Annotated in this window: 6 protein-coding genes, 2 tRNA genes, 3 rRNA genes and 3 pseudogenes; 13 read left to right on the top strand and 1 reads right to left on the bottom strand. The window is 59.7% G+C overall.

Annotation, left to right across the window (positions count from 1 at the left end; genetic code table 11):
• Positions 1–60 precede the first annotated feature (60 nt).
• The 11 genes and pseudogenes from OKW29_RS10595 to OKW29_RS10645 form a co-directional block, all read left to right on the top strand.
• A complete protein-coding gene (locus tag OKW29_RS10595) occupies positions 61–816 on the top strand; it encodes a phosphonate utilization associated transcriptional regulator (protein WP_429291017.1) in 756 nt (251 codons plus the stop codon).
• 121 nt (positions 817–937) lie between these two features.
• The gene (gene phnA, locus OKW29_RS10600; protein ID WP_429291018.1) at positions 938–2203 is read left to right on the top strand and encodes a phosphonoacetate hydrolase; all 1266 of its coding nucleotides are present in this window, start codon (positions 938–940) and stop codon (positions 2201–2203) included.
• Positions 2200–3119, top strand: a pseudogene (locus tag OKW29_RS10605) (aldehyde dehydrogenase family protein). The gene phnA and the pseudogene OKW29_RS10605 overlap by 4 nt, the downstream one beginning before the upstream one ends.
• 3 nt (positions 3120–3122) lie before the next feature.
• Positions 3123–3683 carry a phosphonate degradation HD-domain oxygenase gene (locus tag OKW29_RS10610; RefSeq protein WP_429291019.1) on the top strand — a complete coding sequence of 187 codons (561 nt, stop codon included), beginning with the start codon at positions 3123–3125 and terminating at the stop codon, positions 3681–3683.
• A gap of 502 nt (positions 3684–4185) precedes the next feature.
• A 16S ribosomal RNA gene (locus OKW29_RS10615) occupies positions 4186–5718 on the top strand.
• Between the two features lie 76 nt (positions 5719–5794).
• Positions 5795–5871 (top strand) — tRNA-Ile (locus OKW29_RS10620).
• Positions 5872–5924: 53 nt separating this feature from the next.
• Positions 5925–6000: transfer RNA gene (locus OKW29_RS10625), tRNA-Ala, on the top strand.
• Between the two features lie 344 nt (positions 6001–6344).
• Positions 6345–9330: ribosomal RNA gene (locus OKW29_RS10630) — 23S ribosomal RNA — on the top strand.
• Between the two features lie 226 nt (positions 9331–9556).
• Positions 9557–9670: ribosomal RNA gene (rrf, locus tag OKW29_RS10635) — 5S ribosomal RNA — on the top strand.
• Together the 16S, 23S and 5S rRNA genes with 2 tRNA genes alongside form the textbook arrangement of a ribosomal RNA operon.
• 262 nt (positions 9671–9932) lie before the next feature.
• Positions 9933–10025 (top strand): annotated as a pseudogene (locus OKW29_RS10640) (hypothetical protein); the annotation flags it as partial.
• A gap of 19 nt (positions 10026–10044) precedes the next feature.
• Positions 10045–10522, top strand: a pseudogene (locus OKW29_RS10645) (integrase core domain-containing protein); the annotation flags it as partial.
• Here the strand turns inward: OKW29_RS10645 and OKW29_RS10650 are convergent.
• Entirely contained in the window at positions 10511–11521 is a 1011-nt protein-coding gene (locus OKW29_RS10650; RefSeq protein ID WP_429291020.1) for a LysR family transcriptional regulator, read from the bottom strand. The pseudogene OKW29_RS10645 and the gene OKW29_RS10650 sit on opposite strands and share 12 nt — an antisense overlap.
• A gap of 199 nt (positions 11522–11720) precedes the next feature.
• Here OKW29_RS10650 and OKW29_RS10655 point away from each other — a divergent pair, with 199 nt between their 5' ends.
• Together OKW29_RS10655 and OKW29_RS10660 are read left to right on the top strand one after the other, a co-directional pair.
• The gene (locus OKW29_RS10655; protein ID WP_429291021.1) at positions 11721–13934 is read left to right on the top strand and encodes an FUSC family protein; all 2214 of its coding nucleotides are present in this window, start codon (positions 11721–11723) and stop codon (positions 13932–13934) included.
• A gap of 138 nt (positions 13935–14072) precedes the next feature.
• Positions 14073–14291 (top strand): hypothetical protein, encoded by a 219-nt coding sequence (locus OKW29_RS10660; RefSeq protein WP_090806192.1) that lies wholly within the window; start codon positions 14073–14075, stop codon positions 14289–14291.
• Positions 14292–14411 lie beyond the last annotated feature (120 nt).

Raw genomic sequence — 14411 nt, forward strand, 5'->3', positions numbered from 1 at the left:
GATCTGAAGCACGCGCGCGAACCGGTCAGCATCGATGTAGATGTGGCAAAAATTGTCAAAATGACCGAATATATGCACTCTGCTTCCGTCGATCCGATCGAGGTCCTGCGCCGCCATTCGCTGACGACGCTGGTGCGCGACGAGATCGAGCGGCATATCGTCGGCGGCATGCTGGCGCCGGGCGACAAGCTCAACGAAGCCGACTGGGCGGCGCGATTGCAGGTGTCGCGCGGGCCGGTGCGGGAGGCGTTTCGCGCGCTAGAGCAGGCGGGTCTGGTGCGCACCGAGAAGAATCGCGGCGTGTTCGTGCGGACGGTGTCGCTCGCGGAGGCGGACGAGATTTACGCGGTGCGCGCGGTGCTCGAAGAGGGGGCGTGCCGGATGCTCACGTCGAGCATCGATGCGGGCAAACTCGCGGTGCTGCGCGACTGGGTCGACGCGATGCGCGCGGCGCTCGCGTCGCACGATCACGATGCGTATGCGCGCGCGAACGTCGCGTTTCACGATGCGCTGGTCGCGGCGGCGGGCAACACGAAGTTGTACGACACGTATCGCAGGCTCGTCAGCGAGCTGAGCCTGTTTCGGCGTGCGGCGCTAGTCGTGCAGGCCGACGCGATGGCGCGCTCGCTCGCCGAGCATCGCGCGATTCTGACAGCGCTCGCGTCGCGCGATGCGGAGCAGGCCGCGCAGTTGATGCGCGCGCATGTGCAGGGCGGGTTGCAGCGCGCGCATGCGGCCTGCGAGGCGGCGGGCGATGCGGCGCACGAGCAGCGCCTCCCGGCAGGCGCGGGTGCGGCTGGCTCGCGCGGGCGATGACGGCGCGGCGATGAAGCCGAGGCAAGCGTACCGGCAAACGCCGCGGCAGCTTCGCCCCACGAACAGACAACCCGGCGATTAAGACTTTGCAATGGCAACCCCGGCAATGGAAAACCACGCGATGACACACCCTGAGCAACGCACGATCGAAGTCAACGGCCGGAGCTACCGGCTACCTTCCCAGCCGACGGTCGTCGTCTGTGTCGACGGCTGCGAGTTTGCGTACCTGGAAGCGGCGGTCGCGGCCGGCGTCGCGCCGTTCATCGGTTCGATGCTCGAGGGCGGCGCGGCGTTTCGCGGCGACTGCGTGATCCCGTCGTTCACGAACCCGAACAACCTGTCGATCGTGACCGGCGTATTGCCGTCCGTGCATGGCATCTGCGGCAACTACTTCTGGGACACCCACGCGAACGACGGCGCGGGCGCGGCGGTGATGATGAACGATCCCGCCTACCTACGCGCGCCCACGCTGCTCGCGGCCGCCGCCGACGCGGGCGCCGCGGTCGCCGTCGTCACCGCGAAGGACAAACTGCGCGGGCTGCTCGGCTCGCAGTTGAAGGGCATCTGCTTTTCGGCGGAGAAAGCCGACGAGGTGACGCGCGAGGAAAACGGCATCGACGACGTGCTCGATCTGGTTGGCCTGCCATTGCCCGACGTGTATAGCGCGGGGTTGTCGGAATTCGTGTTCGCGGCCGGCGTGCGGCTCGCGCAGACACGCAAGCTCGACCTCATGTATCTGTCGACAACCGACTATATCCAGCACAAATGGGCGCCCGGCACCGAAGGCGCGAACGCGTTCTACGCGATGATGGACGGCTATCTCGCGAAGCTCGACGCGCTCGGCTGGGTGATCGGCCTCACCGCCGATCACGGCATGAACGCGAAGCACGATCCGCAGACCGGCGAGCCGAACGTGATCTATCTGCAGGACTTGCTCGACGACTGGCTCGACGCGTCGACGGCGCGCGTGATTCTGCCGATCACCGATCCGTACGTCGTGCATCATGGCGCGCTGGGTTCGTTCGCGACGGTCTATTTGCCGCGCGAGGTCGATGCTGCGTCCGTGATTGCGCGGATCGGCCGCCTGCCGGGAATCGAAGTCGTGCTCGATCGACGCTCCGCGTGTGCGCGCTTCGGGCTGCCTGAGGATCGCATCGGCGATCTGGTCGTGATCGGCACGAAGCATGTGGTGCTCGGCACGCGGCGCGACGAGCACGACCTGTCCGGGCTCACCGTGCCGTTGCGCTCGCATGGCGGGATTTCCGAGCAGGAAGTGCCACTGCTGTTCAACCGGCGCGTTCAGCCATCAGCCACCGGCAGCGAAGGCAAACGGCTGCGCAATTTCGATATCTTCGACGTCGCGCTCAATCGCGTGTCGACATCGTGAACACGGCGCCGCGGGACCATCCTGAGTTCCGCGCCGAAGCGCTGCGGCTGAGCGGCGAGCGCGCGACGCGCGCCCGGACGCTCGACGTGTTTGTTCCTTATACCGGCATGCGCGTCGGCACGGTGCCCTTCGCCAGCATCGACGATGTGCGCGCCGCGTTCGACTACGCGCTCGCGTATCGGCCGACGCTGTCGCGCTACGAGCGTTCGCAGATTCTCGAGCGCGCGGCGGTGCTGCTGCGTGAGCGGATCGAACCGGCGTCGGATCTGATTTCGCTCGAGTCGGGTCTGTCGAAGCAGGACTCGGGCTACGAGATCGGTCGCGTCGCCGACGTGTTCCGCTTTGCCTCGTTCGAGGCGTTGCGCGACGACGGTCAGAGTTTCTCGTGCGATCTGACGCCGCATGGCAAAAGGCGTCGCGTGTTCTCGCAGCGCGAGCCGCTCGCGGGCGTGATCGTCGCGATCACGCCGTTCAATCATCCGATGAACCAGGTCGCGCTAATGAGGCGGTGGCCGCGGGGGCGCGCCTGCGCCTCGGCAACGAGCGCCGCGGCGCGTTGTACGCGCCGACCGTGCTCGACAACGTAGATCCGTCGATGACGCTCGGGCGCGAGGAAACCTTCGGGCCGGTGTCGCCGGTCATCGCGTTCGACACGCTCGACGATGCGATTCGCATCAGCAACGGAACACCGTTCGGGCTGTCGTCGGGCGTGTGTACGAACCGGCAGGACGCGATCACGCGTTTCATTAATGAGCTGCGCGTGGGCACCGTCAACGTGTGGGAAGTGCCAGCCTATCGGATCGAGCTGACGCCGTTCGGCGGCATCAAGGATTCGGGGCTAGGCTACAAGGAAGGCGTTCAGGAAGCGATGAAGAGCTTTACCAATCTGAAGACGTTTTCATTACCTTGGGAGTAACAGGTGGCATTGAGTCTCGACGATATCCGTGTGCTCTTCGAGCGACACGGCAGCCTCGCGTATAGCGGCGAGCCGGTGACGCAGCTCGGGCACGCGTTGCAGAGCGGCGCGCTCGCCGAGGCGGAAGGCGCGAGCGACGAACTGGTCGCCGCGGCGTTCTTGCACGACCTCGGCCATCTGCTGAACCTGCAAGGGGAGACGCCGACGGAACGGGGTGTCGACGATCTACATCAGTATTTCGCCTTGCCGTTTTTGCGGCCGGTGTTGTCGGATGCGGTGCTGGAGCCGATTCGTCTGCACGTCGACGCGAAGCGCTGCCTGTGCGCGATCGACGCTACCTATTTTGGCCAGCTGTCCGCCGACTCGGTGCGCAGCTTGCAATTGCAGGGCGGGGCCTTCAGCAGGGAAGAGGCGCAGGCGTTTATTCAGAAACTGTACGCCGAAGACGCGATGCGTTTGCGCCGATGGGACGATCGCGCGAAAGAGAAGGATCGCGCGACGCCGGGGATCGACCATTATCTGGCCGTGGTCGAACGGGCGATGCGCGCGCATGCGACTGCGTGAGCCGAGGTGTTTTGGGTCGCGGTAGGTTGCGCGCCGAGCGGTCAAAATATCGCTTGCAAGTCCCGATGTCGGCGACTAGAATTCCGCTCTTTCGCGCTCCGGACGCCGGGGTGCGGAGAAGCGGGAAGCCTTTGATGGCGTGGGCTTCAGCGGCGTGGGCAGGTTAAGCGGGTGATAAAAACCTGTTGACGATCCGACGGAAGTTCTCCATAATTTCGCTTCTCTGCTGCAGACGCAGCGACGCAAACGAAGCAGTGCCGGGTAGTGGTGGTTCAGGCGCGGCGGGTTTGGCGGACCGATCTTTAAAAACTAACAGTCGATAAGTGTGGGCGCTTGATGCGGAATGCGGCGGCGGATTCTCCGGAATCTGCTGTCAGGCAGAAGTATCAGAAGCCTCACACAGTATTAGAGGAAGGTTTGTCTGTCGAAAGACGGATCAATCATCGTCAGTACGTTGAGTGAGCGACCGGGTTCGAGAGAGCCCGAACACAGTAACAGGTTTGAACTGAAGAGTTTGATCCTGGCTCAGATTGAACGCTGGCGGCATGCCTTACACATGCAAGTCGAACGGCAGCACGGACTTCGGTCTGGTGGCGAGTGGCGAACGGGTGAGTAATACATCGGAACGTGTCCTGGAGTGGGGGATAGCCCGGCGAAAGCCGGATTAATACCGCATACGCTCGGGAGAGGAAAGCGGGGGATCTTTCGGGACCTCGCGCTCAAGGGGCGGCCGATGGCAGATTAGGTAGTTGGTGGGGTAAAGGCCTACCAAGCCGACGATCTGTAGCTGGTCTGAGAGGACGACCAGCCACACTGGGACTGAGACACGGCCCAGACTCCTACGGGAGGCAGCAGTGGGGAATTTTGGACAATGGGCGCAAGCCTGATCCAGCAATGCCGCGTGTGTGAAGAAGGCCTTCGGGTTGTAAAGCACTTTTGTCCGGAAAGAAAACCTCGTGGCTAATATCCGTGAGGGATGACGGTACCGGAAGAATAAGCACCGGCTAACTACGTGCCAGCAGCCGCGGTAATACGTAGGGTGCGAGCGTTAATCGGAATTACTGGGCGTAAAGCGTGCGCAGGCGGTGCTGTAAGACCGATGTGAAATCCCCGGGCTTAACCTGGGAACTGCATTGGTGACTGCAGCGCTGGAGTATGGCAGAGGGGGGTGGAATTCCACGTGTAGCAGTGAAATGCGTAGAGATGTGGAGGAACACCGATGGCGAAGGCAGCCCCCTGGGCCAATACTGACGCTCATGCACGAAAGCGTGGGGAGCAAACAGGATTAGATACCCTGGTAGTCCACGCCCTAAACGATGTCAACTGGTTGTCGGGCCTTCATTGGCTTGGTAACGTAGCTAACGCGTGAAGTTGACCGCCTGGGGAGTACGGTCGCAAGATTAAAACTCAAAGGAATTGACGGGGACCCGCACAAGCGGTGGATGATGTGGATTAATTCGATGCAACGCGAAAAACCTTACCTACCCTTGACATGTATGGAATCCTGCCGAGAGGCGGGAGTGCCCGAAAGGGAGCCATAACACAGGTGCTGCATGGCTGTCGTCAGCTCGTGTCGTGAGATGTTGGGTTAAGTCCCGCAACGAGCGCAACCCTTGTCCCTAGTTGCTACGCAAGAGCACTCCAGGGAGACTGCCGGTGACAAACCGGAGGAAGGTGGGGATGACGTCAAGTCCTCATGGCCCTTATGGGTAGGGCTTCACACGTCATACAATGGTCGGAACAGAGGGTTGCCAAGCCGCGAGGTGGAGCCAATCCCAGAAAACCGATCGTAGTCCGGATCGCACTCTGCAACTCGGGTGCGTGAAGCTGGAATCGCTAGTAATCGCGGATCAGCATGCCGCGGTGAATACGTTCCCGGGTCTTGTACACACCGCCCGTCACACCATGGGAGTGGGTTTTACCAGAAGTGGCTAGTCTAACCGCAAGGAGGACGGTCACCACGGTAGGATTCATGACTGGGGTGAAGTCGTAACAAGGTAGCCGTATCGGAAGGTGCGGCTGGATCACCTCCTTTCCAGAGCTGTGCATTCATTGCACTCAAGTGCTCACGCTTATCGGCTGTGGTTAGAAGCAACGCAGACAGACTTCAGGGGTCTGTAGCTCAGCCGGTTAGAGCACCGTCTTGATAAGGCGGGGGTCGATGGTTCGAATCCATCCAGACCCACCACGGTCTTGTCTGGTGAGCTGAAGGGCTGGGGCCGCTGGAATATCTGTGGGACTGGGGGATTAGCTCAGCTGGGAGAGCACCTGCTTTGCAAGCAGGGGGTCGTCGGTTCGATCCCGTCATCCTCCACCAATCCTCAATGCGCAGGGTTCTGCATGAAGGCAGAGCGTTGCGCATTGGCGATTGAGCCAGTCAGAGCGGTATGAGGCACAGGCTTCATACCGGCTGCCGTTCTTTAACAATCAGGAAGAAGTAGTAAAGAGATTCACGAAAGGCGCCTGGAGATGGGTGCCGAGTAGGTGAATCAGGGTTGTGATTGTATCGATGTATTTTAAAGGTGATCGAAAGATTGCCTTGGAATACGGCGCAACACGAATACTCAACCTGTAGCGAGTGCGTCTATCCCCTCCGGGGATGGGACCCACGTAAGCGCTAAAGCGCTAACGTGGGTCGACACAGAGACACACCCGTTATAGGGTCAAGCGAACAAGTGCATGTGGTGGATGCCTTGGCGATCACAGGCGATGAAGGACGCGGTAGCCTGCGAAAAGCTCCGGGGAGCTGGCAAACGAGCATTGATCCGGAGATGTCCGAATGGGGAAACCCACTCCTAATGGAGTATCCGTAGCTGAATCCATAGGCTACGTGAAGCGAACGCGGTGAACTGAAACATCTAAGTAACCGCAGGAAAAGAAATCAACCGAGATTCCCAGAGTAGTGGCGAGCGAAATGGGATCAGCCGGTACACGTTATCCGTATTGTTAGTCGAACGCTCTGGAAAGTGCGGCCATAGCAGGTGATAGCCCTGTAGACGAAAACAGCATGGAAGAACTGGGTGTACGAGAAGTAGGGCGGGACACGTGAAATCCTGTCTGAAGATGGGGGGACCATCCTCCAAGGCTAAATACTCGTGATCGACCGATAGTGAACCAGTACCGTGAGGGAAAGGCGAAAAGAACCCCGGGAGGGGAGTGAAACAGATCCTGAAACCGCATGCATACAAACAGTCGGAGCCCCGCTTTAAGCGCTTTCGGCGCATTCATGAAATGAATGCGTCAAAAGACATCAAGTCTGAAACATGACCACTGCGCGCTTGAAGTGGATTTAAGCGCGAGAGCGCTTAAAGCGGGGTGACGGCGTACCTTTTGTATAATGGGTCAGCGACTTACATTCAGTGGCGAGCTTAACCGATTAGGGCAGGCGTAGCGAAAGCGAGTCCGAACAGGGCGTCCAGTCGCTGGGTGTAGACCCGAAACCAGGTGATCTATCCATGGCCAGGTTGAAGGCACGGTAACACGTGCTGGAGGACCGAACCCACTAACGTTGAAAAGTTAGGGGATGAGCTGTGGATAGGGGTGAAAGGCTAAACAAACCTGGAAATAGCTGGTTCTCTCCGAAAACTATTTAGGTAGTGCCTCGTGTGTCACCTTCGGGGGTAGAGCACTGTCATGGTTGTGGGGTCCATTGCGGATTACTACGCCATAGCAAACTCCGAATACCGAAGAGTGCAATCACGGGAGACAGACATCGGGTGCTAACGTCCGGTGTCAAGAGGGAAACAACCCAGACCGCCAGCTAAGGTCCCCAAATATGGCTAAGTGGGAAACGAAGTGGGAAGGCTAAAACAGTCAGGAGGTTGGCTTAGAAGCAGCCACCCTTTAAAGAAAGCGTAATAGCTCACTGATCGAGTCGTCCTGCGCGGAAGATGTAACGGGGCTAAGCCATATACCGAAGCTGCGGATGCACAGTAATGTGCATGGTAGGAGAGCGTTCCGTAAGCCTGCGAAGGTGCACTGGAAAGTGTGCTGGAGGTATCGGAAGTGCGAATGCTGACATGAGTAGCGATAAAGGGGGTGAAAGGCCCCCTCGCCGTAAGCCCAAGGTTTCCTACGCAACGTTCATCGGCGTAGGGTGAGTCGGCCCCTAAGGCGAGGCAGAAATGCGTAGCTGATGGGAAGCAGATTAATATTTCTGCACCATTGTGAAATGCGATGGGGGGACGGATCGCGGAAGGTTGTCCGGGTGTTGGAAGTCCCGGTCCTTGCATTGGAGAAGGCGCTTTGGCAAATCCGGGCGCGCAATTCAAGGGTGCGAGGCGAGTCGCCTAGGCGACGAAGCAACTGGAAGGGGTTCCAGGAAAAGCCTCTAAGCTTCAGTTTCACAGTGACCGTACCGCAAACCGACACAGGTGGGCGAGATGAGTATTCTAAGGCGCTTGAGAGAACTCGGGAGAAGGAACTCGGCAAATTGGTACCGTAACTTCGGGATAAGGTACGCCCTCATAGCCTGACTGGCCTGCGCCAGAAGGGTGAAAGGGTTGCAATAAACTGGTGGCTGCGACTGTTTAATAAAAACACAGCACTCTGCAAACACGAAAGTGGACGTATAGGGTGTGACGCCTGCCCGGTGCCGGAAGATTAAATGATGGGGTGCAAGCTCCTGATTGAAGTCCCGGTAAACGGCGGCCGTAACTATAACGGTCCTAAGGTAGCGAAATTCCTTGTCGGGTAAGTTCCGACCTGCACGAATGGCGTAACGATGGCCACACTGTCTCCTCCCGAGACTCAGCGAAGTTGAAGTGTTTGTGATGATGCAATCTCCCCGCGGCTAGACGGAAAGACCCCATGAACCTTTACTGTAGCTTTGCATTGGACTTTGAACCGGTCTGTGTAGGATAGGTGGGAGGCTATGAAGTTGGGACGCCAGTCTCAATGGAGCCGTCCTTGAAATACCACCCTGATCTGTTTGAGGTTCTAACCTTGGCCCGTGATCCGGGTCGGGGACAGTGCATGGTAGGCAGTTTGACTGGGGCGGTCTCCTCCCAAAGTGTAACGGAGGAGTACGAAGGTACGCTAGGTACGGTCGGAAATCGTGCTGATAGTGCAATGGCATAAGCGTGCTTGACTGTGAGACTGACAAGTCGAACAGGTGCGAAAGCAGGTCATAGTGATCCGGTGGTTCTGTATGGAAGGGCCATCGCTCAACGGATAAAAGGTACTCTGGGGATAACAGGCTGATACCGCCCAAGAGTTCATATCGACGGCGGTGTTTGGCACCTCGATGTCGGCTCATCTCATCCTGGGGCTGTAGCCGGTCCCAAGGGTATGGCTGTTCGCCATTTAAAGAGGTACGTGAGCTGGGTTTAAAACGTCGTGAGACAGTTTGGTCCCTATCTGCCGTGGGCGCTGGATATTTGAAGGGGGCTGCTCCTAGTACGAGAGGACCGGAGTGGACGAACCTCTGGTGTACCGGTTGTCACGCCAGTGGCATCGCCGGGTAGCTATGTTCGGAAGAGATAACCGCTGAAAGCATCTAAGCGGGAAACTCGCCTTAAGATGAGATATCCCCGGGGCTTCGAGCCCCTTGAAGGGTCGTTCAAGACCAGGACGTTGATAGGTCAGGTGTGCACGTACAGTAATGTACTGAGCTAACTGATACTAATTGCCCGTAAGGCTTGATCCTATAACAGGTGTGTCTCGACCCGCGTTAGTGCTTGAGCACTTACGCCGGTCCGATCCCCGAAGGGGATTGGTGTGAACTCCCGCGGGAGCCAACAGAAACGCACGGTTGGGATTCAGTGTTGTGCCAGAAACAACACAACCCCCACACTCGAATCCTTTACGCTTCTTCCCGATTGGCTGTGGCGCAAGCGGTTGACTCCAACCCTGCGACGCAGCAACCCGTCATGCCTGATGACCATAGCGAGTCGGTCCCACCCCTTCCCATCCCGAACAGGACCGTGAAACGACTCCACGCCGATGATAGTGCGGATTGCCCGTGTGAAAGTAGGTAATCGTCAGGCTCCCCTCCAGTCAGAAACCCCACCCGCCGCGGTGGGGTTTTTGCGTTTACGCGGCCAAAATCAACAGCAACATGCTCGACCGAGCACGAACAATAAGCGTGGTCGGACGCCGTTGCCAGCCACTGCCAAAAGTAGCCTGTTGATCGACGCTTTTTGCGCATACTGAAGTTGACCCAGAAAAACGGACATCTATCCTTTGGAGAAGGAGGTGCCGATTATGGGCAAGCATCGTACCCCGTACCCGGCGGAATTTCGGGCGCAAATGGTCGAGCTGGTGAAGGCCGGACGCAGGCCGGAGGAACTGGAAAAGGAGTTCGAGCCGACTGCACAGACCATCTACAACTGGGTGGCGCAGGCTGATCGCGACACAGATGTTCCGGTGCGACGATGGCACGCCGTTGCGCGTAACGTTCGCACTCGACTGCTGCGATCGGAGAGGCGATTGGCTGGGCGGCGGGGACCGGCGGGCATAGCGGTGATGTAGTGCGCGACGCGATGCTGGCCGCCGTCGCGCAGCAATTCGGCACCGGGCAGGTCGCGCCGTCCATCGAATGGTTGACGGACAACGGCTCGGCTTATGTCGACCACCGCACTCGCAGCTTCGCTCGCGAATTGGCCCTGGAGTCATTGACAACGCGGCACGTTCTCCGCAGAGCAATGGCATGGTCGAATCGTTCGTGAAGATCATGAAGCGGCAATTACGTCGCCTGTATGGACGAGCCTGACGCGCCAGCGGCGCTCTCGAGTCTGGCTGTTGCATTTGAACACTACAATGAGCGCCATCCGCACAAAGCCCTGGAATACCGCTCGCCGCGTGAGTTCAGGCGTGCTGCCGCGATTTCATTGACCTAACGGTGTCCGCGTGTCCTGAGTTACAGGGGCAACTCCAACCAGCTGTACTGGGTCATCTCCGCCCCCTAGTTGCCCGACCTCAGCAAGCAATGCTTCGTCGCGCGCAATCACCTTCGGCAGATGCGAGCGCAAGAATTCGACCCACGTGCGCGTCTTTGCATCGATGAATTTGCGCGACGGATAGAGCGCATAAACAGTCGTCTTTTGCAGCGTATATTCCGGCAACACGCGCACCAGCGTGCCATCGCGCAACCCGGAAATGGCCGCGTAGAGCGGCACCATGCCGATACCCATGCCTTCGCGGATCGCCAGGATCAATGATTCGGCGATGTTCACATGCACGGGGCCGTCGACTTCCATAAACTCACTGCCGTTCAGGCCGTCGAGCGTCCATTCATGTGGCGGGAACGCCGGCGTATGCAGGATCAGACATTCGTGATGCGCAAGGTCAGCCGGTTCTTGCGGCGCGCCGTGCGCCCGCACGTAGGCCGGCGATGCGCACAGGATGCTGAACGTCGTCCCCAGCGGAAACGATACGAGGTCCGAATTCGGCAGTGTCGATGCGCCGATCACGGCCACGTCGGCGCTGCCCTCGAACAGATCCGGCATGCGCTGCGATAGCGTCAACTCGACGGTCACATCAGGATAGAGCTCGCGGTAACGCGAAATGGCCGGCAGGACGTAGTGCTGGCCGATGCTCGCAAAGCTATGCATGCGCAGTGCGCCGGTTGGTCGCTCGTGTGCGCAACTGGCTTCTTCTTCAGCAACATCGATATCCGCGAGGATCTGTTGCGATCGTTTCAGATAGCGCTCGCCGGCGGTGGTGAGCGCAAGCCGACGCGTCGAGCGATTCAGCAGGCGCGTGCGCAGATGTGCTTCAAGCTCCGAGACCGCGCGAGACATCGCGCCGGTCGTTGAATTGAGCGATTGAGCGGCCGCGGTGAAGCTACCGGCTTCAACCACGCGCACAAACACTCGCATATTTTGTAGCGTGTCCATCAAACCTTCTGTTTCATGATCAAGATCATATTTTCCGTCAGTCTCAGAACACTATTGTTGTCCGTTCTGGAACAGATGTTCTGCACCCATCGGCTTAATGTACACATCGCGGACTCCTACAATCGGCGCCTCGCCTGCCGGTGTCGGCCATTTTGTCCGGAGGCTCTCTCAGCGACCACGTAGGGTGCACTGTTTTCAGATGAAACCCGATCATGCGACCGAACCGTCGGCGGATTTCGTCGGTCCGCGCGGCGTCATGCGGCGACGATTCAGCCGAGCCAAACTCAATCGCGCCGTGCGCGACTGGGCCAGCAGCGACGGTCTGACCTGGCTCCATCTGCTGAAGACGGTCACCGCCGGTCTGCTGGCGCTGGGCATCGCGATGCTGCTCGATCTGCCGCAGCCGCGCATTGCGATGACCACTGTCTTTGTGTTGATGCAACCGTTCAGCGGCATGGTGCTCGCGAAGAGCTTCTACCGGATTCTCGGAACGGCAGTAGGGACCGTGGCCGCGCTCGTGCTCGGCGGGCTGTTCGTTCAGCAGCCCGAACTGTACATGCTCGGCATGATCGTGTGGGTGAGCGCCTGTATTGCTGCGGCGGTCCGGTATCGGCATTTCAGATGGTACGGTTTTGTGCTGGCGGGTTACACCGCCGCGCTGATCGGCATTCCAAACGTGACGACGCCTCAGGGACTGTTCCTCGCCGCACTCACGCGTGCGGCGGAAGTGGCGGTCGGCATCGTGTGTTCGAGCGCGGTCAGCGCGTTGCTGCTGCCCCAGCGCTCGATCCTTGCGCTGCGACGTAACCTTCAGATCAGGTCCGCGAATTTTACTGCGTTTGCTGTCGACGTGCTCGCACGCGGGCTCGAGCGCAATCAGTTCGAACGGCGTTTCGCGGATTTCGTCGACGAAATCGCTGGCTTCGAAGCAACCCGCACGTTCGTCGCATTCGAAGATCCGGCGATGCGCTCGCGCAGTGCGCATCTGGCGCGTCTGAACAGCGAATTCATGGATGCGTGCGCGCGTCTGCATGCGCTGAATCAGTTGCTCAAACGGTTGCGCGCCAGCCGCGCTGTGTCGATACTCGCGGCCATCGGTCCGTACCTCGACGAACTGGGAACCTTGTTCGAAGCAAAAGCTGAAGCCGGCGTCGAAGCATCGCACGCAGCAGCCGATCTGCGCCCCTTTCGAGCGAGCTTGCCACGCCGGGTACGCGAAACCAGGCGGCCACTCGAAGCCGCGTCCGCAGAATCGCTTGCGGACTTCGACACGGCAGCCGAATTGCTGTATCGATTCGTGGGCGAATGGATAAACTATTCGCAAACCTATGCATGCTTGTGGCGCAAAACAGCAAGCCGGCAGTACCGCCTACGATGCAGCTCAAGCCCAACTAAGAGCCACCGCACAAGCAGACCTATAAGGCGCACCAACCACTTCGCCGTACTGTTCACATTCGTGCGCTCGGCTGTCGTCATCGGAATCGCCGGTGCGTTCTGGATCGCGACCAACTGGCCGAGCGGCGGTCTCGCCGTAATTGGCGCAACACTGGTCTGCGCGTTGACGTCCACCGCGCCAGGCGCCACCAGAATGGCCATCCAGATGGCGATCGGCGCGGTGCTCGCGACGCTGGCCGGCTATGTGTTCATGTGCTACGTGTATCCGAACATCGATGGTTTCCCGCTGCTTTGCGCGGCACTCGCGCCGGTGCTCGCGCTCGGCGCATTCATCGCGACGCGTCGCGGCGCGGCAGGGCTTGGCATCGGCTTTTCGGTGTTCTTCTGTTTGCTGGCCGGGCCGGACAACGTCGTCAGCTACGTGCCCGATCTGCTGATCAACAACGGCATCGCGCTCACCGCGTCGATGCTGCTCGCAGCGGTTGTTTTCGCGGTGCTCTTTCCTGCCGATATGCGCTGGCTCACCGACCGGATCATGGGCGACCTGCGAGCGCAAACGGTGTCGGCATGCAAGGACGCGCTGCCGGGTCTGAACCAACGTTTCCAGTCGGGCACGCATGATCTGACTTCGCAACTGCGCGTGCTGTTGACGCACCGTTCACGACGACGGCGCGACGCACTTCGCTGGATGCTCGCGACGATCGAAGTAGGTCACGCCGTCATCGATCTGCGCAACGAAGCCGCACGCGCCGATTATGCCGACCTCCTTCAGCCGCGTTGGCGCAGCGTGATCGAACACACGTGCGACGATCTCGCCCGGCTTTTCGAACGCCCAGGTCCACGTTCGCTCGAACGCGCACTCGTCGCCGTGCGCTCGGCCACCTGGCTCGCGCAAGACATGCTGCAGGCAGTGCACGCCGAGCGCGACCGGCATCACGATCTGCAACGAATCTTGAGCTGTCTGCACTTCATTCGCAGCGCGTTGCTCGACAAGGACGCGCCCTTCAATCGTCGCTGAGCAATGCTGCGTGGATCTTTCTGCCAGATGGAAAGATCCCTTCCGGGCGGCCCCGTTTATTCGCGTAGATGGCGGTCATATAGTTTCGTCACTGCCTCGCAGTATTCGTCGCAGTAGTCGTAAGTCCTGGAGAACGAGATGAAAGTGTTGAAGATGGTCCTGATTGCCTGTTCTTTGTCCACCGCTGCCGCCGCCTATGCACAGACGGCGCCGGCCGCGCCGGAGCAGCAGGTTGCGCAAGCGGATGGCCAGCGCACCGATAAGGTTGCCCCGCGCAAGCATGTGGAAGCGCCGAAAGCGAAAGCTGATGAATGTGTCGGCCCGATGAGCTTCTGCAACATCTACTTCGGCAGCTAAGTCCGGCTGCCTCACGCGCAACACCTGTCGCGGACCCTATCGCGCGTCCCAACACCTGCTCGCGACGCCGTTCGATCGAGACGCCGCGGCGGGTGCGGCAACCGCCTATTGAGCGAAGCA

The organism is Paraburkholderia sp. CI3, from assembly GCF_050436505.1.
GTDB lineage: Bacteria > Pseudomonadota > Gammaproteobacteria > Burkholderiales > Burkholderiaceae > Paraburkholderia > Paraburkholderia tuberum.